Annotated in this window: 20 protein-coding genes; 8 read left to right on the top strand and 12 right to left on the bottom strand. The window is 71.2% G+C overall.

Translation table 11 applies throughout. The features are described 5' to 3' along the window. Nucleotides 1-43: 43 nt before the first annotated feature. Entirely contained in the window at nt 44-1,222 is a 1,179-nt protein-coding gene (hemW, locus tag ASG60_RS18155) for a radical SAM family heme chaperone HemW (protein WP_056386977.1), read from the top strand. Nucleotides 1,223-1,323: 101 nt separating this feature from the next. On the opposite strand, the gene ASG60_RS18150 is transcribed toward hemW, so the two are convergent. Further along, nucleotides 1,324-2,592: a penicillin-binding protein activator gene (locus ASG60_RS18150; RefSeq protein WP_156398949.1), complete on the bottom strand. Its 1,269-nt coding sequence runs from the start codon at nt 2,590-2,592 to the stop codon at nt 1,324-1,326. A gap of 120 nt (nt 2,593-2,712) precedes the next feature. On the opposite strand from ASG60_RS18150, the gene rsmI reads away from it, so the two are divergent. Then, complete coding sequence (gene rsmI, locus ASG60_RS18145) at nt 2,713-3,678, top strand: 16S rRNA (cytidine(1402)-2'-O)-methyltransferase (RefSeq protein WP_056387012.1); 966 nt, start codon at nt 2,713-2,715, stop codon at nt 3,676-3,678. Beyond that, a complete protein-coding gene (locus ASG60_RS18140; RefSeq protein WP_056175710.1) occupies nt 3,665-4,060 on the top strand; it encodes a YraN family protein in 396 nt (131 codons plus the stop codon). Before rsmI ends, ASG60_RS18140 begins: the two co-directional genes overlap by 14 nt. Before the next feature lie 3 nt (nt 4,061-4,063). Here the strand turns inward: ASG60_RS18140 and ASG60_RS18135 are convergent, their stop codons facing one another. Then, entirely contained in the window at nt 4,064-4,453 is a 390-nt protein-coding gene (locus ASG60_RS18135; RefSeq protein ID WP_056175593.1) for a response regulator, read from the bottom strand. A 296-nt stretch (nt 4,454-4,749) separates the two neighbouring features. On the opposite strand from ASG60_RS18135, the gene ASG60_RS18130 reads away from it, so the two are divergent. From ASG60_RS18130 to ASG60_RS18120, 3 genes are read left to right on the top strand one after another with little or no spacing between them, the layout of a single operon-like run. After that, nucleotides 4,750-5,694: a glycine betaine ABC transporter substrate-binding protein gene (locus ASG60_RS18130; RefSeq protein ID WP_056386975.1), complete on the top strand. Its 945-nt coding sequence runs from the start codon at nt 4,750-4,752 to the stop codon at nt 5,692-5,694. Next, on the top strand, nt 5,691-6,878 hold the full coding sequence (locus ASG60_RS18125; RefSeq protein WP_056386973.1) for an ABC transporter permease subunit: 1,188 nt from the start codon (nt 5,691-5,693) through the stop codon (nt 6,876-6,878). The genes ASG60_RS18130 and ASG60_RS18125 overlap by 4 nt, the downstream gene beginning before the upstream one ends. Next, nucleotides 6,875-7,603, top strand: a complete 729-nt coding sequence (locus tag ASG60_RS18120) for an ABC transporter permease subunit (protein WP_056386971.1) — start codon at nt 6,875-6,877, stop codon at nt 7,601-7,603. Before ASG60_RS18125 ends, ASG60_RS18120 begins: the two co-directional genes overlap by 4 nt. Here the strand turns inward: ASG60_RS18120 and ASG60_RS18115 are convergent. Further along, nucleotides 7,590-8,840, bottom strand: coding sequence for a L,D-transpeptidase (locus ASG60_RS18115; RefSeq protein ID WP_056386968.1), 1,251 nt, complete (start codon nt 8,838-8,840; stop codon nt 7,590-7,592). The two genes, ASG60_RS18120 and ASG60_RS18115, sit on opposite strands and share 14 nt — an antisense overlap. 87 nt (nt 8,841-8,927) lie before the next feature. Continuing rightward, entirely contained in the window at nt 8,928-9,800 is an 873-nt protein-coding gene (locus ASG60_RS18110) for an extensin family protein (RefSeq protein WP_056175707.1), read from the bottom strand. A 273-nt stretch (nt 9,801-10,073) separates the two neighbouring features. Between ASG60_RS18110 and ASG60_RS18105 the strand changes: the two genes are divergently transcribed. Both ASG60_RS18105 and ASG60_RS18100 read left to right on the top strand, forming a co-directional pair. Next, nucleotides 10,074-12,146 carry a M3 family metallopeptidase gene (locus ASG60_RS18105; RefSeq protein ID WP_244473006.1) on the top strand — a complete coding sequence of 691 codons (2,073 nt, stop codon included), beginning with the start codon at nt 10,074-10,076 and terminating at the stop codon, nt 12,144-12,146. Nucleotides 12,147-12,227: 81 nt separating this feature from the next. Further along, a complete protein-coding gene (locus ASG60_RS18100) occupies nt 12,228-13,184 on the top strand; it encodes a hypothetical protein (RefSeq protein ID WP_056386967.1) in 957 nt (318 codons plus the stop codon). Between the two features lie 150 nt (nt 13,185-13,334). Here ASG60_RS18100 and ASG60_RS18095 read toward each other — a convergent pair whose 3' ends face one another. From ASG60_RS18095 to recQ, 8 genes are all read right to left on the bottom strand, one after another. Then, the gene (locus ASG60_RS18095; protein WP_056175574.1) at nt 13,335-13,550 is read right to left on the bottom strand and encodes a hypothetical protein; all 216 of its coding nucleotides are present in this window, start codon (nt 13,548-13,550) and stop codon (nt 13,335-13,337) included. A gap of 303 nt (nt 13,551-13,853) precedes the next feature. Continuing rightward, on the bottom strand, nt 13,854-14,753 hold the full coding sequence (locus tag ASG60_RS18090) for an NAD(P)/FAD-dependent oxidoreductase (RefSeq protein ID WP_056386965.1): 900 nt from the start codon (nt 14,751-14,753) through the stop codon (nt 13,854-13,856). Nucleotides 14,754-14,874: 121 nt separating this feature from the next. Further along, complete coding sequence (gene grxD, locus ASG60_RS18085) at nt 14,875-15,219, bottom strand: Grx4 family monothiol glutaredoxin (RefSeq protein WP_056175569.1); 345 nt, start codon at nt 15,217-15,219, stop codon at nt 14,875-14,877. 44 nt (nt 15,220-15,263) lie between these two features. After that, complete coding sequence (locus ASG60_RS18080; RefSeq protein WP_056175566.1) at nt 15,264-15,773, bottom strand: DUF29 domain-containing protein; 510 nt, start codon at nt 15,771-15,773, stop codon at nt 15,264-15,266. A 43-nt stretch (nt 15,774-15,816) separates the two neighbouring features. Further along, complete coding sequence (locus tag ASG60_RS18075; RefSeq protein ID WP_056095688.1) at nt 15,817-16,053, bottom strand: BolA family transcriptional regulator; 237 nt, start codon at nt 16,051-16,053, stop codon at nt 15,817-15,819. A gap of 26 nt (nt 16,054-16,079) precedes the next feature. Next, nucleotides 16,080-18,305 carry a phosphoribosylformylglycinamidine synthase subunit PurL gene (purL, locus tag ASG60_RS18070; RefSeq protein WP_056386964.1) on the bottom strand — a complete coding sequence of 742 codons (2,226 nt, stop codon included), beginning with the start codon at nt 18,303-18,305 and terminating at the stop codon, nt 16,080-16,082. Nucleotides 18,306-18,436: 131 nt separating this feature from the next. Beyond that, the gene (locus ASG60_RS18065) at nt 18,437-19,597 is read right to left on the bottom strand and encodes a hypothetical protein (RefSeq protein ID WP_056386961.1); all 1,161 of its coding nucleotides are present in this window, start codon (nt 19,595-19,597) and stop codon (nt 18,437-18,439) included. A gap of 160 nt (nt 19,598-19,757) precedes the next feature. Then, nucleotides 19,758-21,611, bottom strand: coding sequence for a DNA helicase RecQ (gene recQ, locus ASG60_RS18060; RefSeq protein ID WP_056386959.1), 1,854 nt, complete (start codon nt 21,609-21,611; stop codon nt 19,758-19,760). Nucleotides 21,612-21,647 lie beyond the last annotated feature (36 nt).

The raw sequence follows: 21,647 nt of genomic DNA, 5'->3' as shown, positions 1-21,647 counted from the left end.
GGTCGGGATTGCCAAACGCGCGGCGCGCGCGCACATCGCGGCCATGACCGAACCGACAGGCCCGGACCATCCGACCCGCGACGCGGGCTTCGGGGTCTACGTCCATTGGCCCTTCTGCGCCGCGAAGTGCCCGTACTGCGATTTCAACAGCCACGTGCGCCACGCGCCCGTGGATGAGGTCCGCTACCTCGCGGCCTTCCGGGCCGAGATCGCCCACATGGCCGCGCGGACGCCCGGCCGCACCGTCTCCAGCGTGTTCCTCGGCGGCGGCACGCCCTCCCTGATGCGGCCCGCCACCGTGGCGGGGCTGCTCGACGCCGTCGCGGGCGCGTGGGCCGTCGCGCCAGACGTCGAGATCACCCTGGAGGCCAACCCGACGAGCGTCGAGGCGGAGCGGTTTCGCGGCTACCGGGCAGCGGGCGTCAACCGGGTGTCGCTCGGCGTCCAGGCCATGGACGATGCCGCCCTGAAGGCCCTGGGCCGGCTCCACACCGCGCAGGAAGCCATGGCGGCGGTGCGGGTCGCGGCGACGCATTTCGAGCGCTACTCCTTCGACCTCATCTATGCCCGGCCCGACCAGGGCCTCGCAGCGTGGCGCGCGGAACTCGAGGGGGCCATCGCCCGGGCGGCCGAGCACCTCTCGCTCTACCAGCTCACCATCGAGCCCGGCACGCCGTTCTTCGGCCTCGCCGCCGCCGGCAAGCTGGTGCCGCCCGACGACGACCATGCCCGCGCCCTCTACGACGTGACCCAGGAGGTCTGCGACCGGGCGGGGCTCCCGGCCTACGAGATCTCGAACCACGCCCGCCCCGGCGCACAGTCGCGCCACAACCTCCTGTACTGGCGCTACGGCGAGTACGCCGGCATCGGCCCCGGTGCCCACGGGCGCCTCGTGGCCCCTGACGGGCGCCTCGGCACCGTCACCGAGCGGGCGCCCGAAGCGTGGCTCGCCCGGGTCGAGCGCGACGGGCACGGCATCGTCGAGACGGAGCGCCTGTTGCCGGCCGACCAGGGCGACGAATTCCTGATGATGGGCCTGCGCCTGTCCGAGGGCATCGACCCGGCCCGCTACGCCGCGCTCAAGGGCCGCGTCCTCGACGCCGCCCGGATCGAGACCCTGGTGGCCGACGGGCTCCTCGCCCGCAGCGCCGGCGGCCGCATCGCCGCGACCCCGCGCGGAGCCCCGGTGCTCAACGCCGTCGTGGCGGCGCTGGCCGCCTGAATCACCGGGCCGACCGGGATGTCCGGTTCGCCGGTTCAGGCTCCTCCGCCTGCATCGGCGTCACCGAGAACCGGTTCGCCCTTCGTTGGCCGAGGCTCCGATCACGTCCCCGAGGGCCCGAGCACCCGGGGCGCCGGGCTGACCACCGCGGGGGCGCCGCTGCGGATCTCGTAGACCGCGAGGGTCCGGTCGCTCGGGCCGTCGGGCCGGAACCGGAAGGTGCCGTCGACGCCGGAGAAGCCCGACGGGTTGGTGAGCGTGGTGTCGGCGAAGCGCTGCGAGCCGAATTGCCGGCTGAGCGCCGCCGTGAGCGATACGGCGTCGTACGCGAGGGTCGCCACCCGCGGTGGCACCGCCCCGAACCGTGCCTGATAGCGCTGGGAGAAGTTCGAAAAGCCCGCCGCGTCGGGGGCCGCGAACCAGCCGCCCTGGAGGGAGGGCAGGGCGAAGGCGCGGGGATCGTTCCACACGGCGGTGCCGAGGGGCCGGACCCGGGTCGGCGAGAACCCGGCCTTGGCGAGGACCGGGTCGAGGGCGGCGAGGCCGTCCGGCGTGTCGGGGAGGAACAGGGCGTCGGCCTGGGCGCCCCCGCCCGTGATCAGGCCGGAGAGCCGCCCCACCGCCGGACCGGGATTGCCCGGCGCATAGCGCTCGATGCCGACGAGACGGGCGCCTTTGCGCGCCACGGCCTCGCGGAACTGCGCTTCGACGGCGTTGCCGTAGCTGTTCTCCGGAATCAGGGCCGCAAAAGAGCGCCGGCCCTTGGCGACGGCCTCGTCGACGATGCGGTCGACCTCGGCCTGGGGCAGGAAGCTCAAGAGGTAGACGCCGCGCGCCGCCACCGCCGCATCAGTGGAGAACGCGATGACGGGCTTGCCCGCCGCGCGGGTGGCCACGGACGCCGCCTGGACGTTGGCGGCGAAGAGCGGACCGAGCACGAGTTCGGCCCCATCCGCCAGGGCCGCCTGGGCGGCCTCGCGGGCGCCATCCGCCGTCCCGCGATCGTCCTTCACCAGGATCTGGAGGTCGGGTTTCTGGAAATCCTCGACGGCGAGTTCGGCGGCGTTGCGGAGCGCCGCCCCCACGGCCGCGCCGGGGCCGGTCAGCGGCACCACGAGGGCGACCTTCACCGCGCCGGTGCCGATCCGGGTCCCGGAGGCGGCCGGTTCCGGGCCGGTCTCGCCCGGGGGCAGGTCAGTCGGGGGGAGATCGGCCGGCGGCGAAGCGGCGACCACGGGCGGCGCGGACCGGCGTCCGGCGCGCGGGCCGCCGTCGGGGCCGCCGATGCAGCCCGCCAGGGTCAGCGCCAAGGCCGACGCCAGGGTACCGACGCCCCAGACGCCCATCTGCCGCCACTTCGCGCGTATCATCGCGGCTCCCTTGTCGCCGAGCTTCCCATCACGTTGGGAGTGTCGTTCGCAAAAGTAAATGTGCGTGCCGGGGGATACACGCATTCCGCACGGAGGCGCCGGCATGGCATGGTCCCGCCCATGACACAGCGAAGCGACAAGCCGGGCCGACCGCGCCGGGACGCCCCGGCGGGGCCGGCAAAACCCATCTCCACCTTCACGGCCTTCGGTCTCGCGGCGGAAGCCGAACCCCTCGATCCGGGGCTGCACGTGGTGGCGACGCCCATCGGCAACCTCAGGGACGTCTCGTTCCGGACGCTCGCGACCCTGGCGGCGGCCGACACGGTGCTGGCCGAGGACACCCGCGTCACCCGCACCCTGCTGATGCATTACGGGATCACCACGCCGCTGGTGGCCTATCACGAGCATTCCAACGCCGCCGTGCGCGAGCGGATGATCGCCCGGATGCAGGCCGGCGAGGCCCTGGCCCTGGTCTCGGACGCGGGCACGCCCCTGGTCTCCGACCCCGGGTTCAAGCTCGTCCAGGCGACCATCGAGGCCGGCATCCGGATCACGCCGATCCCCGGCCCCTCGGCGGTGATGACCGCCATCGTCGCCGCCGGCCTGCCCACCGACCGGTTCTTCTTCGAGGGCTTCCTGCCGCAGAAAGCGGGCGCGCGCCGCAACCGCCTGGAGGCCCTGGCGCAGGTCCCCGGCACCCTGGTGTTGTTCGAATCCCCCCACCGCCTGCCCGAGATGCTCGTCGATGCCGCCGAGGTCCTGGGGGCCAATCGCCCGGCGGCAGTCGCCCGTGAACTGACCAAGCTCTACGAGACCATCCGGCGCGGCAGCCTCGGCAGCCTCGCGGCGACCTTCGCGGAGGAGGGGGCGCCGCGGGGCGAGATCGTGGTGATCATCGGCACCGGCACCGAGGAGCCCGATCAGGCCGAGACCGATGCGGGCCTCGATGCCGCCCTGACGGCGGCGCTCGCCCGCCACTCCATCAAGGACGCCGCCGCCCTGGTGGCCGACGAGACCGGCCAGCCGCGCCGGGTGGTCTATGCCCGCGCCCTGGCCCTGTCCCGGCGGACCGATGACGAGGCCTGAGCCCCGCACCAAGGATGCCGCCCGGCGGCGCGCCACCCACGGACGCGGCCTCACGGGCGAGACTCGCGCGCTGCTGGCGCTCCTGCTGAAGGGCTACTGGCCGCTGGCCCGGCGCTACGCGGCCGTGGGCGGCGAGATCGACCTCGTGGTCCGGCGCGGACGCACCATCGCGTTCGTCGAGGTGAAGGCACGGGCGGACCTGGAGACGGCCCTCGACGCCATCGACGGGCGAAAGCGGGCACGGTTCTCGCGCGCGGTGCGGGGCTGGATCACGGCGCACCCGGCCCATGCCGGGTTCACCCTGCGGGCGGATGCCGTGCTGGTCGCACCGGGGCGCTGGCCGGCCCACGTGGCCGACGCGTTTCCCCTGGACGGGCGGTGACGGTCAGGCCCGCGCGGCGGCGACGGCGGCGAGCAGGGTGCGCTTGAGGTCGGCCTGGCTGAACGGCTTCTGCACGACGGGACGATCGCGGAACGGCTCGCGGATGCCGGCACCGCCGTAGCCCGTGGAGAACACGATGGGGAGGTTGCGCTTCACGATGGCCTCGGCCACCGGATAGATCGGCTCGCCGGCGACGTTCACGTCGAGGATCGCCACTTCGAAGTTCTCGACCTGCGCCATCTCGAGGGCCGTCGAAAGGCGGGCGGCGGGGCCCACCACCGTGCAACCGAAATCGAGCAGCATGTCCTCGAGCAGCATCGAGATCGCCGCCTCGTCCTCGACGACAAGCACGCGAGCCCCGTTCAGAAGGTCTTCGTCCACTTGAGCACTCACGCCGGGGCTTCTTCCCTTCGATTCGTTCCGGGTTCGGGAACGTCGTCTACAAAGAGGAGTCTTGGATCGACCTCGGCTCAGGTGCTTCCACCCTCGACCGCGAGCGCGACAACATTGCCGAAGATCCGGTACGACGTGGGCCGTTCCGGGACGAAGCGAGCCGTCGCCCGTTCCGCCGAGCGTGTCAAGCGCTTCCCCGGCTCCGGACGACGCCGAAAGACGTTGATGTTACGAAGTGATACATTTGCGTCTCAGCCGGCCGAAATAGGATCCCCGCACCGGGGGTGAAGGGATTTATGTCGGAACGGTTTCCACCTCGCCCACACGTCCTCGACCGGCGCATCCTGCTCGCGGGCCTTGCGGGAGCGGCCGTTGCCCCATCACGACCGGCGCGGAGCGCTGCCCCCCTCGTCGTCGCCTCCAAAAGCGACACGGAGGGGGCGCTGATGGGGGCGATGATCGCCCTGGCGCTCGAAGCCCTCGGCCTGGCGGTGGTGACGAAGCTCGGCCTCGGCCCGACGTTGATCGTGCGCAACGCCTTGCTGTCGGGCGAGGTCGACCTCTATCCCGAATACACCGGCAACGGGGCGTTCTTCACCGATACGGTGTCCGACCCCGCCTGGAAGACGTCGGACGGCGCGTTCGCCGCCATCGCCCGCGCGGATGCGGGCCGCGGCCTCGTCTGGCTCGATCGGGCGCCGGCCAACAACACCTGGCTCATCGCCGTGAACGGTGCCCTCGCCCGGCGCGAAGGGCTCGCCACCATGGCGGATTTCGCCCGGGCCGTGGGGCGGGGCCTGATCCGGCTCGCCGCCTCGACGGAGTTCGTCGAGAGCCCCGCCGCCCTGCCGTCCTTCGAGGCCGCCTACGGGTTCCGGATGCCGCTGGATCGCATCGTCAGCCTGCCGGGCGGCGACACGGCGGTGACGGCCCGCGCGGCGGCGCAGGGGATCAGCGGCGTCGATGCCGGCATGGTCTACGGCACGGACGGGGCCCTCGATGCCCTGGACCTCGTGGTGATGGAGGACCCGAAGGGGGCGCAGATCGTCTACGAGGTCGCGCCGGTGATCCGGGCCGGGACCCTCTCCCGCCATCCCGAGATCCGCCCAGCCCTCGCCCGCATCTTCACCGGCCTCGACGCCCCGACCCTGCGCGGGCTAAACGCCCGCATCACCGTGGAGGGCGTCGTGGCCGAGACCGTAGCGCGCACCTACCTGACGGAGCGCGGGTTCCTGAGATGAGCGCCCCCGGACAGGCCCACGGACGGGCGGCCGGTGCCGCGCGCGGATTGCCGGCTGTGCTGGCGCTCGCCTGGTTCGTCGGCCTCGGGGCAGCCCTCGTCCACGGGCCGCTGCTCACCATCGCGGCCAATCGCCTGGTTCCCGGCGTTCCGGTGGCCGGCTGGGCCGGTCTCGGGCCCGCCCTGCCGGGCGTGCTCGTCCTGTCCGCCCCCGCGGCGGGCCTCCTGGCATCCGCATCCGGAGGCCGGGCCGGTGCCGTCGCCCTGGCCCTGCTCCTCGCCGCCGCCGGGCTTCTGGCCTGGGGAATCGGACACGGCGCCGCCCTGCGGATGGCGGCCGAGCCTCCGGCGGCGCGGGCCGGTCTCGGCGCCGGGGCGTGGCTCGCCGCCGCCCTGCTCGCCGCGGCCCTCGGGGTCGCAGTCCAACGCGGGCGCCGTCCCGGCCTCGGGCTCGGCATCGTGCTCCTCGTCGGGGTCGGACTGATCGTGGCCGGGCGGGCCGGGACCTTCGCGGCCCTGTCGCTCGCCGTCGAGTATGCGGGCCGGCGCGCGGCCCTGCACGCCGCCTTCGTCGAGCATCTCGCCCTGGCGGGCGGCGCCCTCGCGCTGGCGATCCCCGTGACGATCGGGCTCTCCCTGTGGCGGCGCGGCCAGGACCTCGTCGGGATCGTGGTCGGCGGGCTTCAGGTGGTGCCGGCGGTGGCCCTGCTCGGCGCCCTGGTGGCACTCACCGGCGGCCTCCTACGGGCGGTACCGGCGCTGCGCGAACTCGGCTTCTCCGCCCTCGGGCCGGGACCGGCCGTGGTCGGCATCGCCGCCTACCTGCTCCTGCCCCTGTGGCGCGGCCTCGCTTCGGCGTTGCGGGCGCCCGACCCCGACAGCCTCGACGCGGCGCGGGCCTTGGGTCTCACGGACGCACAGATCCTCGTACGCCTGCGCCTGCCGCTGGGTGCGCCGCAACTCGTCGGCGCCCTGCGGGTCGCTGCGGTCCAGGCCATCGGCCTCGCCACCCTCGGCGCCCTCATCGGGGCCGGCGGCCTCGGCCGCATCGTGTTCGACGGCATGGCGCAGTTCGCCCCCGATCTCATCCTCCTCGGCGCCGTGCCGGTGATCGCCCTGTCGCTGGTCGCCGAGCGGGCGTTGAGCGGGGTGGAAGATCGGATGCGCGTCGGAGCGCCCGCATGAGGCTGCGGCGCATGGTGCCCATCGGCCTCATCGGCCTCGTCCTGGCGGCCGTCAGCCATCCGGTGGTCGCGACCGAACTCGCGAAACTCCTCGGCGAGGCACCGCGCCGGGCGCTGGATTTCGACCGCCTCCTCGTCCTCGCCGTGCAGCACCTCGTGCTCGCGGGGACCGGCCTCGGGCTGGTGACGACCCTCGGGCTCGGCCTCGGCATCCTGGCGACCCGCCGGGCCGGCGCCGCCTTCCGTCCAGCCATCGACGGCCTCGCGGCCGGCGCGCAGGCGGTGCCGCCCGTGGTGGTGGTGGCCCTCGCTCTGCCGATCCTCGGGTTCGGCGGACCGCCGACCCTGCTGGCACTCGTGGCCTACGGGGTGATGCCGGCCCTGCGCGGCACCGTGGGCGCCCTGGAGGCGGTCTCGCGCGACGCCATGGCGGCTGCGGAGGCCATGGGGATGACCCGCCGGCAGATCCTGTTCTCCGTCGAACTCCCCCTCGCCGCGTCAGAGATCGTCGAGACCCTGCGCACGGCCCTGGTGCTGGCGGTGGCCACCGCCGCCGTGGGGGCGCTCGCGGGCGCCTCCACCCTCGGCACCCCCATCGTCGCCGGGTTGCAGAACCAGAACACCGTACCGATGCTCCAGGGGGCCGCCGCCACGGCGGCCCTGGCCTTCCTCGGCGACGCCGCCCTGCTCGGGCTGGCGGCGGCGTTCCGGATCAATCGTCCTTGAACGCCACCTCGGTGCCCGGGGCGACGCGCAGGGCGAGGCTGCGCGCGTCCCAGTTCGTGAGGCGGATGCAGCCGTGCGATTCGGTCTTGCCGACCTTCTCGGGCTCCGGCGTGCCGTGGATGCCGTAGGACGGGATCGCGAGATCGATCCAGACCACGCCCACGGGATTGTTGGGGCCAGGGGGAATCGTGAACTTCTCCTTCGTCTTCACGCCCTTGAACGCGTATTTCGGGTTGTAGGTGTAGGTCGGCGCGAAGGCGACGCCCTTCACCTTGGTGTTGCCCGACGGCGCCGGCTTCTCGGCGCTGCCGATGGAGGCCGGATAGAACGCCAGAAGCTTGCCGGCCTTGTCGAAGGCACGCACGTGCCGGGTGGTCTTGTCGACGGTGATGCGGGCGACGTCCTTCGTCGGCCTGTCCTCGGATTTCGACGTGTCGTCGGCCTTGGATTTATCGTCGGCCTTGGATTTTTCTTCCGGTCTGGATTTCTCGTCCGGTCTGGGCTTGCCCGTCTCCAGGGCCGGCACCGCCGCGACCGTGATCACCGTACCGGCCTTGTCGAGGGGCTTGTCGGGGTTGAGGGCCACGAGCAGGGCGCGGGCCATGTGGAACCGCTCGGCCAGCATCTCGCGCGGGTTGGTGTAAGACAGGGCCTCGAGGTCCGCTTGGCGCTCCATCTTGGGCGGGATCGTGGCCACGTAGGGCCCCGCCACGTCGGCCTCCGTCAGGGTGTACTCGGCCGTCACCGGCTCGGTGCTGGTCGCCGCGAGCTTCTCGAACACCTCCGCGTTCACCGCCTCGGTGGCCGGCAGGCCGTTGGCCGTGGCGAAGGCCGCGAGGGCGCCGCGCATGTTCTCGCCGTCGCGCCCGTCGATGGCGCCGGGGGAGAACCGTGCCCGGTCGAGGAGAACCTGCACCTTCACCAGAAGCGGATCGGGCCGCTTGTCGTCGGCCTTGGCGGTCTTCTTAGTCCGGACCTTTTCGTTACGGACTTTTTCGTTACGGACTTTTTCGCCGTCGGAGGGCTTTGTGTCGGAAGACTTGCTGGCGGATGCCGGGGCGGCGGCCTCGATGGCGTCGCGGGTGAGGGCCGACGAAGCCGCGTCGGCTTTGCCGGGAGCTTCCTTACCGAGGGCTTCCTGGCCGGCGGCTTGTTTGTCCGGAGCCGCCGCCACGCCGCCGGCGAGGCAGGCCAGGGCCAGCAGAGAGACGCCGCCCATCATCGAAAATCTACGCATCGTCCAGCGTCCGCATCCTGCCCGGGGCGCCGTCGCCCACGCGCCGGAACAAGCGTGACCGACCGCAAGCCGTTCCGCCGATGGGAATTATTGGCAGAGGCGGTGGCCGGCGGTACGTTCGCGTTCGTCGAGGTGGAAGTGGTTGGCGTGCGCCGCGTCCGTGCCCGGCCCCAGGACCGTGCGGAAGAAGCCGCACGCCTTGGCACGGGCATGGGCGAGGAAGGCCGCCTCCGGCGTGCCCTCGGGCAGGGGGGCTACGGCGATGACGGCGCGGTTCGCGAAGGTGAAGCCCATGACGTCGATGCCGTTGGCGAAGGCGTGCTCGCTCAGCTTGGCGTCGGGATCGTGGTTCTGGCCCCGGCAAAGGTAGGTGGTGCCGAGGCTCAGGCCCTTGAGCGGCTGCGACAGGTCGCGCTCGGCCAGGGTCTGCGCTTCCGTGGCCCAGCGCGCCAGGGCCTCGGCGGCGCCGCACACGAGGGTGGCGGGCGGGTTCAGGGCGAGGTCGCCCGCGAGCGCCGTGATCTTCAGGGGCCGTGCCGCGCCGCACTGCCCGTCCGAGAGGGCGGGCACGGGTTCGAAGCGGGCGCCGAGGCGCTCGAGGCGCTGGCGGCAGGCGGTGTCGTCGGCCGCCGCGACCGTCACGGCGAGGGCCGCCTCGCCGGAGAGTTCGGGCGGACGCGCCGGGGGCAGGGGCGTGGGCTCTGCCGGTTTGGTCTCGGCGGGTTTGGTCTCGGAAGCTTTGGTTTCCGCGGGCTTGGTGTCGTCCGGCTTGATCTCGGGCGCCTTCACGGCCGGGGTGGTCAGTTCCGGCGGGCGCTCGGGCGGACGCGGCGCGTCGAGGGACGGGCCGGGCTCGGGCGGACCGGTCACGAGCTCCGCCGGGCGGGCCGGCGGTGCCGGCGGTGGCACCGGGATCGCCGTCTCGGCTTGCGCGCGGGCGCCCCCGCAGAGCGCCAGCATCACGAGGCCGCAGCGGAACAGGGCCGGTGCGGCTTTGGGCGAGGGCGCGGGCATCCGGTTCCAATCCTGTCCGGACCTCGACCCTGCAAGGCGGTCGACGGTGCCCGCACGATCGGCGCATCGGCGCCCCGGGACAAGGGCAGGGCCGCAACAGCCGCGCACCATCGGCCTCGCGCACGCGACCGTCGGACCTCGCGCGCGCCGGACTTGCGCGCGCCGGACTTGGGCCTACCGTGCGGCCGACACGTCCGAGCCCATACACCCAGGATGACCATGACCGCCGGTACCCCCTCGACGTCCACCGCCTCCCTCGGCCCCTTCGCCGAGCGCGACTGGGCGACGCCCCACGGCCTGCCGCCGTTCGAGCGCATCGCGCCCGCCCATTACCTCCCGGCCTTCGAGGCGGCGCTCGCCGCCCACAATTCCGAGATCGACGCCATCGCCAAGAACCCCGAGGCGCCGCGCTTCGACAACACCGTCGGTGCCCTGGAGCGGGCCGGCCACGCCCTCGACCGGGTCGCGGGCGTGTTCTTCAACCTCAGCGGCAGCCACACCAACCCCGACCTCCAGGCGGTGGAGCGCGCCATCACCCCGCGCCTCGCCCGCCACGGCAGCGCCATCTACCTCAACCCGGATCTCTGGGCCCGCATCTCCGCCGTCGATGCCGACGCCGAGGATCTCGGGCCGGAGGAGCGCCGGGTGCTCGACCGCTACCGCACGCGCTTCCGCCGCTCCGGCGCCGACCTCGCCCCCGAGGCCAAGACCCGCATGGCCGAGATCGCCGGCCGCATGGCGGAGCTCGGCACCAGCTTCAGCCAGAACCTGCTCGCCGACGAGGGCGCCTTCGCCCTGCCCCTCGACGGCGCCGACGATCTCGCCGGCCTGCCCGACTTCCTGCGCGATGCCGCCGCCGCCGCCGCGAAGGAGCGCGGGGGCAAGCACGGCCACGTCATCACCCTGTCGCGCTCCCTCATCGAGCCCTTCCTGGTGTTCTCCACCCGCCGGGACCTGCGCGAGCGCGCCTACGAGGCGTGGTCGAAGCGCGGCGAGACCGGGGGCGAGACCGACAACCGCGGCATCATCGCGGAGATCGTGGCGCTCCGCGCCGAGCGCGCTCGCCTCCTCGGTTTCGACAGCTTCGCCCACTTCAAGCTCGCCGACACCATGGCGGGCACCCCCGACAACGCCATGGACCTCCTGCGCAACGTCTGGACGCCGGCCCACCAGCAGGCGGCGGCCGAGCGCGACCGGCTCCAGGGGCTGGTCCAGGCGGAGGGGCACAACTTCAGCCTCGCCCGCCACGATTGGCGCCACTACGCCGAGAAGCTGCGCCGGGCCGAGCACGATCTCGACGAGGGCGAGATCAAGCCTTACCTGCCCCTCGACGGGGTCATCGCGGCCGCCTTCGACACGGCGACGCGCCTGTTCGGGCTGCAGTTCGAGGAACTCGCGGACGTGCCGCGCTACCACCCGGACGTGCGCGCCTGGGCCGTGCGCGACGCCGACGGCTCGGACGTCGGCGTGTTCCTGGGCGACTACTTCGCCCGCGCGTCGAAGCGCAGCGGCGCCTGGATGAGCGCCTTCCGCTCGCAGGAGCGCCTCGCCGGCACGGTCCGGCCGATCATCGTCAACGTGATGAACTTCGCCAAAGCCCCCGAGGGCGAGGCGACGCTGCTGTCCTTCGACGACGCCCGCACCCTGTTCCACGAATTCGGCCACGCCCTGCACGGGCTCCTCTCCGACGTGACCTATCCGCTGCTGGCCGGCACGGCGGTGGCGGGTGATTTCGTCGAGCTGCCGTCGCAGCTCTACGAGCACTGGCTCGAACAGCCCGAGGTGCTGCGCCGGCACGCCCGCCACCACCGCACCGGCGAGCCGATGCCCGAAGACCTGCTGAAGCGCCTGCTCGCGGCCCGCACCTTCAACCAGGGTTTCGCCACCATCGAGTACACGTCGTCGGCCATCGTCGACATGACCCTGCACCTGTCGAATGCCGGCGAGGCCGGCCTCGACGTGCTGGCCTTCGAGGCGGATGCCCTCAAGCGCATCGCCATGCCGGCCGAGATCGCCATGCGGCACCGGACCCCGCACTTCGCCCACATCTTCTCCGGGGACGGCTACGCGGCGGGCTATTACAGCTACCTGTGGTCGGAGGTGCTCGACGCCGACGCCTTCGACGCGTTCCGCGAAGCCGGGGACATCTTCCATCCGGAGACGGCGGCGCGTCTGCGCAAGTTCGTCTACGGCGCCGGCAACCTGCGCGATCCGGGCGAGGCCTACACGGCCTTCCGCGGGCGGCTGCCCAGCATCGACCCGCTCCTGCGCAAGCGGGGGCTGGCCGCCTGATGGACGGGCCCACCTTGGTAACCCTTCCGTAAACAAGCATGCTTAACCAATGCTTCCTGACATCTTCGGGAAGCATTGGTCATGACGGACACGGTCGGAACGGCGTCGGACACCTCGCCGGAAGCCCTGCTCAAGCGGGCGGTGATGGGCGCCAGGACGAAGGCTGCGGCCAAGCCCGCCACGGGGGACGCCGCGCTCGGGAACACCTCGCGCTTGGGCGCAGCGGTGCCTGCCTTTCGCCGGATCGATCCGCGTCTCGCCGGCCTCGTCGGGGCGGCCCTGCTCCTCGGGGGGGTCGTCGGCGCCGGCGCGAGCCGCCTCGCGGCGACGGGCGACGACCGTGCGACGGGGGCGATGGCCGACATCCAGCGCCAGCTCGGCGCGGCGCAGGCCGAGACCGAACGGCTGACCACGGCCCTTGGGCAGGTCGGCAAGGCCGTCGCGCACACGCAGGAGACCGTCGACGCGGCCCGCACGGAGGCGCGGACCCGCAGCACCGCCGTGGTCGATCGCGTCGCCCGGACGGAACAGACCCTCGCCGCCAAGTTCGCGACCCTGAGCGAACGCTTCGAACAGACCGAGAAGGACCAGGCCGGGCGCCTCGCGACCCTGACCGCCCAGGTCGAGAAGCGAAGCGCCTCAACGGCACCGGCCGCCGTGAAGCCGGAGCCCACGGTCACCGGATCGCTTCCGGACGCCAAGGTCCAGACCGACAGATTCCAGGCCGACAAGGTCCTGGCCGAAGCCAAGATCCAGGCCGAAGCCAAGATCCAGGCCGAAGCCAAGGTGCAGGCAGATGCCAAGGTGCAGGCAGATGCCAAGGCGCAGGCGGCGTCGAAGCCGCCCGCCAGCGACAACTGGGCCGTGCGCGAGGTCTACGACGGCATCGCGGTTCTGGAGGATCGCAAGCGTCGCCTCGTCGAGGTCGGAATCGGCGATACGGTCCCGGGCGTCGGCCGCATCGAGACCATCGAGCGCCGGGGCCGGGCCTGGGCCGTCGTGACCCGCCAGGGCGTGATCACCCCGCAAGCTTGGTAGGCTGCGCCGGATTTGGTCAGCCGTACCGGCCTTCCGAGGCACGGTTCGCAATGAAAAAGCCGCCGTCCCGGTCTGGGGCAGGCGGCTCGAATTCCCCCGGTGGTCGGGCTCGATGGTCGAGGCAGTTCAGCGCCGGCCGAGGACCGAGCCTCAGGTCGCCTGCGCTTCGATCTCCACGTCGCAGGGGCACATGGGATAATGCGGCTCGATGGTCATCGGGTCGGCCATGATCGAGGCGCGCAGGGCACGGTTGCGTCCGTGCGTGAGTGCCCGTGTCTGCGCCTCCTGGGAGGGGTGCAGGATCGCGGCGAGGAAGGCGTGGCCCTCGAACTCCGCATCGAGATTCTTGGCTTCGAACACTGGCATGGCGTTCACCGACCCGGCGCCGTTGAGGTCTCCAAAGGGAGCCGCGACCCGGTCATTGGCAGAAAGCGTGGATAACGCCAATAAGTTCCCGGCGCACGTGTTGATTGATGATTAATTTACATTTGCGTAGTTCGAGCCGTTGATTGGGTGCGGCCGCGCACGCGAATACATCGGATCACTGATGATGCACCGCAGCGCCCTGCCGGCCCGACGGGCGCCGTCGATGGGCTTGCCGCCGTTGCGCCGCAAAGATGCCCGATTCGCTCGGGGGTGATTCGGGCCGCTGCGAATCACGAATGGTGGTCACGCCGCGTCGTCCTTCAGAAGTTCGGTGTTGATCGCGAAGGCCGCCATCGCGCCTTCGGCCGCCGCCACCACGGCGAATTGCACCCGACGGGACGCATCCCCCGCCACGTAGAGGCCGGGCACGTTGGTGCCCTCGTAATCCCCCGTCGGCACGATGCCCTTCGGCGTCAGGTCGCAGCCGAGTTGCGTGATGAGGTCGGACGGGCGGCATCCCCCGGGCGTGAGGAAGACGGCGTGGCACGGCCGCTCGGTCCCGTCCGCGAACACGAGCCGCTCCGCCCGCTCGCCGTTCCCCGCCAGGCGCGCCACGGCGCCGTCGGCGACCCCGATCCCGTGGCGGTCGAGGCGGGCGCGGTCCGCCTCCGACAGGCTGTCGGCCCGGTCGTCGGTGCACAGGGTCACGTCCCGGCTCCAGACGGTGAGTTCGAGGGCGAGGCCGACGCCGGCGTGACCGTGTCCGTAGGCGACCAGGGGCTGGTCGCGGCTCTCGTAGCCGTCGCAATACGGGCAGGTGTGGACGCCGCGCGTCCAGTAGGTGTCGAACCCCTCGACCGTGGGCAGGTCCTGATGCAGCCCCGTGGCGAGGACGAGGCGGCGTGCGGTTTCCGTTTGGCCGTCGGCCAGAACCACCGCGAAGGCATCACCCTCGCGGCGCGCCGCCGTCACCTCCGCGGTGCGGCATTCCACGGTGGGGTAGCGCGCGAGATCGGCCCGCCCCTGCGCCCGCAGGGCGGCGGGTGCCGTCCCGTCGCGGGTGAACAACCCCCAGGTCCGGGGCGTCGCGGCGTTGCGGGGGTCGCCGCAATCGATCAGCAGGACCGATCGGCGACAGCGGCCCAGGATGAGCGCCGCGTTGAGGCCGGCGGGTCCGCCACCGACGATGATGGCATCGTGCATCGGTCGATCGCTCCGGGATGGTGGTGCCGGTACACCAACGACCGGAGGCGCCAACCCGTTGCCGGACACGAAAAAGGGCGCCCGCGGCGCCCCTTTCCATTCCAGGGTTTCGGGTGCCCGTTCAGGCGGCCGTGGTCGCGGCCTTCACCGGGATGCCCTTCTCGGACAGGAACTGCTGCAATTCGCCCGACTGGAACATCTCGCGGGTGATGTCGCAACCGCCGACGAACTCGCCCTTCACGTAGATCTGCGGGATCGTCGGCCAATTGGAGAAGGCCTTGATGCCGTCGCGGATCGCCATGTCGTCGAGGACGTTCACGCCCTTGAACGGCACTTCGAGGTGGTTGAGGATCTGCACGACCTGGCCCGAGAAGCCGCACATGGGAAATTGCGGCGTGCCCTTCATGAACACGACCACGTCCTGGGATTCGATCTCGGTCTTGATGGCGGTGTTGGCGTCGGTCATGGGAATCCTCGTATGGTCGGGAACGGTGTGCGTCACCGTTGAGGTCAGGATTGATTCGTCGATTTCAAGGCCGTCGCGTCGGCGATGGCGCGGAGAGCGGCATCCAGGTCGAAGGGCGCGACGAGAAGGTCGTCCGGTCCCAGAGGGCATCGGGCGGGCAGATGGGGGAGCAGAGTATCCCCATAGGTGGTCAGGCCTAGTTTGGCCTGCGACTGAGCCACGGACCAGATCTTGTCCCAGTCCAGGCGCTGGCGCATCGACCGCTCGTAGCGGGTGAACGCAGCGACCTGGAACGTACCGGCTTCCTTCCGCCAATGCTCTACGGAAAGAGTATCCGGCGCGGACAAGCGTTTGAGCAAATGCGCCAGAGTCTGTGCCAGCAGGCTCTCCACGGCACCGATCTGCGAACGCCCCACGCTCTCGATCTCCTCGGCGACGTTCTCCCAATCGAGGATGTTCGACAGGTCCGGCCGGCGCGCGAGTTCGCGAAGGGTCGACGCCTGCTGCTCGGCCCAAGTCACGATGTCGTCGTCGTAGAGGCTCGGCTGGTCCATTCGGTCCGCCCCGTGAGGTCCCTCGCTTCGCGAAGGGCGCCCCTCAATCCTGGGGGACGCCCGTGGTGAGTGCAAGGGCATGGAGCACGCCCCCCATGCGCCCCTGAAGCGCGCCGTAGACCATCTGGTGCTGGGCCACCCGGGTCTTGCCCTTGAAGGCGGCGGACAGGACCGTGGCGGCGTAGTGATCGCCGTCCCCGGCCAGATCCTTGATCTCGATCCGGGCGTCGGGCAGCGCCTCGCGGATCATCGCCTCGATCTCACGCGCATCCATCGGCATGGGAAGTCCTCCTGAACAGCGGGGATTTATGCGGGAACGCCGGCGGGCTGGCTCGCCATATAGGCGGGCAACCAGCCCTCGTGGGCTTCGCGCAGGTCGGCGACGGCGATGGATTCGCCGCCCGGCAGGGTGATGCGATCGCCCCCCGTCACGCCGACCACGAGGGCGTCGATCCCCTGCGCCGTGGCGCTGTAGAGGAGGTCGGGCGCGGTCTCGGCATCGACGGCGAGGAGATAGCGGGCCTGATCCTCTCCGAAGAGGTAGGCGTGCGTCGCCATGCGGGCCGGCACCTCGGGAAGTGCCGCGCCGATGCCGCCCGCCATGGCCATCTCGGCCACGGCGACGGCGAGGCCGCCATCCGAGAGATCGTGCACGGTGTCGACCTGGCCGGAGACGATGAGGCCGCGCACGAAATCGCCGTTGCGGCGCTCGGCGGCGAGATCGACGGGCGGCGGCGCGCCCGCCTCGCGGCCGGCGATCACCGCGAGGTAGACGGACTGGCCGAGCCAGCCGGCGGTGTCGCCGACGAGCACTAGGAGGTCGCCTTCGCGCTTGAGCGCCAGGGTGGCGTGGCGGGTCACGTCGGCGAGGACGCCGACGCCGCCGATTGTCGGGGTCGGCAGGATGCCCACCCCGTTGGTCTCGTTGTAGAGCGAGACGTTGCCGGACACGACGGGGAAGTCGAGGGCGAGGCAGGCCTCGCCGATGCCCTTGAGGCAGCCGACGAGCTGGCCCATCACCTCGGGCTTCTCGGGGTTGCCGAAATTGAGGTTGTCGGTGATGGCGAGCGGCGTGCCGCCCACCGCCGTGATGTTGCGCCAAGCCTCCGCCACGGCCTGCCGGCCGCCCTCGACGGGATCGGCCTCGCAGTAGCGCGGCGTCACGTCGGCGGTCATGGCGAGGCCCTTGGGGCCGTCCTCGACGCGCACGATGGCCGCATCCCCGCCGGGCTTCTGCACGGTGTTGCCGCCGATGAAATGGTCGTACTGCTCGTAGACCCAGCGCTTCGAGGACAGGTCCGGCGACCCGACGAGGCGCTTCAGGGCCTCCGCGCTGCCCACGGTCTCGGGCACTTCGGACGCCAGGATCACCGGCTGGTGGGTGTTGGCGATATGAGGCCGGTCGTAGAGCGGGGCTTCGTCGCCGAGTTCCTTGATCGGCAGATCGGCCATCACCACGCCGTCGTGCTTGACCACGAAGCGCAGCGTGTCGGTGGTGTGCCCGATGATCGCGAAATCGAGGCCCCACTTCACGAAGATGGCCTGCGCCTCGGCCTCCATGCCGGGCTTGAGGACCATGAGCATGCGCTCCTGGCTCTCCGACAGCATCATCTCGTAGGCGGTCATGCCGGCCTCGCGGGCCGGGACCTTCTCGATGTGGAGCTCGACGCCGAGATCCCCCTTGGCGCCCATCTCGACGGCCGAGCAGGTGAGGCCGGCGGCCCCCATGTCCTGAATGGCGATGACGGCGCCCGACGCCATGAGTTCGAGGCAGGCCTCCAGCAGCAGCTTCTCGGCGAAGGGGTCGCCGACCTGCACGGTGGGGCGCTTCGATTCCGAGGCGTCGTCGAACTCGGCCGACGCCATGGTGGCGCCGTGGATGCCGTCGCGGCCGGTCTTCGAGCCGAGGTAGACGATGGGGTTACCCACGCCGGTGGCCGCCGCGTAGAAGATCGCGTCGGTCTTGGCCAAACCCACCGCCATGGCGTTGACGAGGATGTTGCCGTCGTAGCGCGAATGGAAGCCCATGAGGCCGCCCACCGTCGGCACGCCGAAGGAATTGCCGTAGCCGCCGATGCCCGCGACCACGCCCGAGACGAGGTGGCGGGTGCGCGGATGGTCCGGCGAGCCGAAGCGCAGGGCGTTGAGTGCCGCAATGGGGCGCGCCCCCATGGTGAACACGTCGCGAAGGATGCCGCCCACGCCCGTCGTCGCGCCCTGATAGGGCTCGATGAAGCTCGGGTGGTTGTGGCTCTCCATCTTGAAGACGCAGGCCAGGCCGTCGCCGATGTCGATGACGCCGGCATTCTCGCCCGGACCCTGAATCACCCACGGCGCCTTGGTCGGCAGGCCGCGCAGATGCTTGCGCGAGGACTTGTACGAACAGTGCTCGTTCCACATGGCCGAGACGATGCCGAGCTCGGTCAGAGTCGGGTCGCGCCCGATGAGGCCGCGGAAGCGGTCGTACTCGTCCGGCGTCAGGCCGTGCTGGCGCACCAGTTCGGGGGTGATCGGAACATCGTTGCGGAACATGCGGCCCCTCTCGACACGATCCAGTTCGGCCGTCTCGGTCGAGACGGCTCTAGAGCGTTAGGGCGCGCCCTGGCAACACGCGATCGTCGCGCGACCGTTCCATGCACCTCATGGAACGGCGGATTCCTCCGTCACACGGGCCCTTGCTCCGTCACACGGGCCTTGGGATGTTCCGCGCCGTCGCGCCAGCGCCGGATCGCGGCATGGACCGGCTCGGGCCCTGCGACGAAGGCGACGTAGTCGAACGCGTGCGGGTCGCGGCTCGACATGAGCAGCTGGAAGTGCATGCGGAACAGGTTCCACTTGCGCCGCTTGAGGATGCGCTTCTCGATGAGATCCTCGATGCGGACGTGGATTTCCACCGGCCGGTGCGCCGTCGGCGCCGGCACCCGCGAGGCGCTCAAGGGATTGCGCTTGTGGATGGAGAGCCAGTCCCATTTCGCCCGGACATCGAGCCAGCCGACGGCATCGCAGGCGGCGACCCGCGCCAGGGACGCCCGCATCGCCACGGCCCGGGGGTCGAGGGTGATCCAGGGAATCACGCTGCCGATGCTGACGAACGAGACCGGGGTACCGCGCCGGCCGAACTCGGGATCGCGGGCGAGCACCCGGTCGAGGACCTCGATGCCGAGGAAGCTCGAAGAGGAATGGCCGATGACCACGATCTCACCGGCCCGGCCGTCCGCCGCCCGGATGAGATCGGCGAAGGCGTCGAGGCGCGCATTCATCCGCGCCTCGCGCCCGTCGGCATGGTCGTGGGTGAAGGCGGTGTCGTCGACGAGATGCGCGACGTAGAACGGCTTTCCCCGCGTCACCGCCATGAGCCCGGCGAGGATCGCGTAGGCGAGCGCCGGCGCCGAGAGCCAGGACCAGGGGCGCGTCCAGTCAGGAAGCAGGCCGACGAGACCCAGCGCGGCCCCGAAGCTGAAGACCACGAGCGCCAGGTAGATGAGGTGGACGCCGACGATCACCCGGGAAAAGCGTCGCGCCTCGCGACGGAAGCGTCGAACGTAGCCCATGCGCCAGAGTCGCCACCACAGGGCCGGCACGGCGAGGAGGCGGCGCGCGTTCCCACGCGGAAACCGGGCGGCGACGATGTCGTCCCAGCGCAGCAGGGTGTAGCGGGTCTCGGTGCCGTCGGCCTCCACGCGCCAGTCGAGGCGCAGGCCGTCGGCAGAGCGCTCAGGATCGCCCACCGTGATCGCCATGCCGCGCCGGGCTGCGGTCAGACGACTCTCGCGACGGAACAGGCCCCAATAGGTCTCGGGCGCGCGCGGATCGAAGCCCGGCATGTAGAAGATGTGGCGCGGCCTGGTCTCGGCCGAGGGGGCGTCCTGAGCGATGGGGGCTGTCCGTCCGATGATGCGATGGAACGCGGGTCTCGGCGGTCGCAGCGGCGACCACGCCCGTCCCTACACGATCAAGATCCCGTCCGACGAGTGCGAAACCGCATCACGAAGACCCGGCTGGGGCGTGCGACAGGAACTCGGCGATGGCCTCGACGAAGCGTGCGCCATAGGCCTCGCGCTTGCGCTCGCCGACGCCGTGGACCGTGCGCAGGGCGTAGAGATCGACGGGTTTGGAGCGCGCCATCTCGATGAGGGTGCGGTCGGGGAACACCATGAAGGCGGCGATGCCCTCGGCGCGCGCGATGGTGGCGCGCAAGCCGCGCAGGTGCTGGAACAGGGCCTCGGTGGCCGGGTCGAGATCGAGGCTGGCATCGTCGCGCGAGACCGCGCGCTTGCGGTCGCGCGGCTCGGCGACCTTCGGCTCGGGGTCCGGCCGCATCTGGATGGTCTCGCGGCCGAACAGGATCGCCTCGCCCTTGTCGGTGAGTGAGAGCCCGCCGAAGCCGTCGCCGTTCTCGGACACGGCGCCCGCGGCGAAGAGCTGCCGCAGCATGGCGCGCCAAGCCGCGACAGGCTTGTCGGCGCCGACCCCGAAGGTCTTCAGGGCGGCGTGGCCGTTGCGGCGGATCGGGTCGGATTCCTTGCCGTGGACCACATCGCAGACATAGGCCGCCCCGAAGCGCTGGCCGGTGCGGACGATGGCCGAGAGCAGCTTCTGCGCCGGCACCGTGGCGTCGACGAGGGAGACGCCCGAGCGGCACAGGTCGCAGCGTCCGCACGGCTCGCTCGCCTCGCCGAAATAGCCGAGGAGCGACTGGCGGCGGCAGGTGGCGCCCTCGCACAGCGCGATCATCGCCTCGAGCTTGCGCCGCTCGACGCGGCGACGCTCGTCCGGCACCTCCTTCTCGTCGATCTGCCGTCGGCGGAGCGACATGTCGTCGAGGCCGTAGATGGTGAGGGTGTCGGCGGGCAGGCCGTCGCGGCCGGCGCGGCCGATCTCCTGGTAGTAGCCCTCGACGTTGGACGGCATGTCGGCGTGGCAGACGAAGCGCACGTCGGGCTTGTTGATGCCCATGCCGAAGGCGACGGTCGCCGTCATCACCACGCCGTCCTCCTGCAGGAACGTGTCCTGGTTCTTCATCCGCGTGCCTTGGTCGAGGCCGGCGTGATAAGGCAGGGCGTTGAAGCCGTCCTTGGCAAGGCTTTCGGCGAGCTGCTCCGTACGCTTTCGCGAGGAGCAGTAGATGATTCCACTCTCGGAGCGGCGGTGCTTGAGGAAACGCTCGATCTGCCGGGTGGGGTTGTCCTTCGGCACGAAGGTCAGGCGGATGTTCGGCCGGTCGAAGGAATGGACGAACGCCTTGAGCTCGCGGCCCGCGGGAAACAGCCGCTCGGTGATGTCGGCCCGCGTCGCCTTGTCGGCGGTGGCGGTGAGCGCCACGGTCTGGACGTTGCCGAGCGCCTCGCGCGCGCGCGACAGATCGCGGTATTCGGGTCGGAAATCGTGGCCCCATTGCGAGACGCAGTGGGCCTCGTCCACGGCGAGGCGCCGAACGCCGGCGCCCCGCAGGGCATCCATCAGCCCTTCCATCATCAGCCGCTCGGGTGAGACGAAGAGGAGGCGCAGATCGCCGGAGCGTATCTGGCGCCAGGTCTCGCGCGAAGTCGCCTCGGGCACGGAGGAGTTGAGGGTGGCGGCGGCGACACCGAAGCCGAGCATCTGCTGAACCTGATCGTGCATCAGGGCGATCAGGGGAGAGACCACCACGGTGAGCGAGGATTCCACCAGGGCGGGCAGCTGGTAGGTCATCGACTTGCCCGAGCCCGTCGGCATCACGGCGAACACGTCGGTCCCGTCGAGCACCGCGCCGATGACCTCGTCCTGGCCGGGGCGGAAATCGTCGTAGCCGAAGGTCGTTTTCAACGCGGCGCGGGCTTCATCGAGGCGAGTGTTCATCGCTACCTTCAGGATTTCAACTTTTGGTTGTTTTTG

The sequence above is a fragment of the Methylobacterium sp. Leaf469 genome (assembly GCF_001424745.1).
GTDB lineage: Bacteria > Pseudomonadota > Alphaproteobacteria > Rhizobiales > Beijerinckiaceae > Methylobacterium.
This window is presented reverse-complemented; position numbering and strand designations above follow the sequence as displayed.

Coding starts and splice junctions, on each gene's coding strand:
- hemW (WP_056386977.1), top strand. CDS start 44: ATGACCGAACCGACAGGCCCGGACCATCCGACCCGCGACGCGGGCTTC.
- ASG60_RS18150 (WP_156398949.1), bottom strand. CDS start 2,592: ATGATACGCGCGAAGTGGCGGCAGATGGGCGTCTGGGGCGTCGGTACC.
- rsmI (WP_056387012.1), top strand. CDS start 2,713: ATGACACAGCGAAGCGACAAGCCGGGCCGACCGCGCCGGGACGCCCCG.
- ASG60_RS18140 (WP_056175710.1), top strand. CDS start 3,665: ATGACGAGGCCTGAGCCCCGCACCAAGGATGCCGCCCGGCGGCGCGCC.
- ASG60_RS18130 (WP_056386975.1), top strand. CDS start 4,750: ATGTCGGAACGGTTTCCACCTCGCCCACACGTCCTCGACCGGCGCATC.
- ASG60_RS18125 (WP_056386973.1), top strand. CDS start 5,691: ATGAGCGCCCCCGGACAGGCCCACGGACGGGCGGCCGGTGCCGCGCGC.
- ASG60_RS18120 (WP_056386971.1), top strand. CDS start 6,875: ATGAGGCTGCGGCGCATGGTGCCCATCGGCCTCATCGGCCTCGTCCTG.
- ASG60_RS18115 (WP_056386968.1), bottom strand. CDS start 8,840: ATGCGTAGATTTTCGATGATGGGCGGCGTCTCTCTGCTGGCCCTGGCC.
- ASG60_RS18110 (WP_056175707.1), bottom strand. CDS start 9,800: ATGCTGGCGCTCTGCGGGGGCGCCCGCGCGCAAGCCGAGACGGCGATC.
- ASG60_RS18105 (WP_244473006.1), top strand. CDS start 10,074: ATGACCGCCGGTACCCCCTCGACGTCCACCGCCTCCCTCGGCCCCTTC.
- ASG60_RS18100 (WP_056386967.1), top strand. CDS start 12,228: ATGACGGACACGGTCGGAACGGCGTCGGACACCTCGCCGGAAGCCCTG.
- ASG60_RS18095 (WP_056175574.1), bottom strand. CDS start 13,550: ATGCCAGTGTTCGAAGCCAAGAATCTCGATGCGGAGTTCGAGGGCCAC.
- ASG60_RS18090 (WP_056386965.1), bottom strand. CDS start 14,753: ATGCACGATGCCATCATCGTCGGTGGCGGACCCGCCGGCCTCAACGCG.
- grxD (WP_056175569.1), bottom strand. CDS start 15,219: ATGACCGACGCCAACACCGCCATCAAGACCGAGATCGAATCCCAGGAC.
- ASG60_RS18080 (WP_056175566.1), bottom strand. CDS start 15,773: ATGGACCAGCCGAGCCTCTACGACGACGACATCGTGACTTGGGCCGAG.
- ASG60_RS18075 (WP_056095688.1), bottom strand. CDS start 16,053: ATGCCGATGGATGCGCGTGAGATCGAGGCGATGATCCGCGAGGCGCTG.
- purL (WP_056386964.1), bottom strand. CDS start 18,305: ATGTTCCGCAACGATGTTCCGATCACCCCCGAACTGGTGCGCCAGCAC.
- ASG60_RS18065 (WP_056386961.1), bottom strand. CDS start 19,597: ATGCCGGGCTTCGATCCGCGCGCGCCCGAGACCTATTGGGGCCTGTTC.
- recQ (WP_056386959.1), bottom strand. CDS start 21,611: ATGAACACTCGCCTCGATGAAGCCCGCGCCGCGTTGAAAACGACCTTC.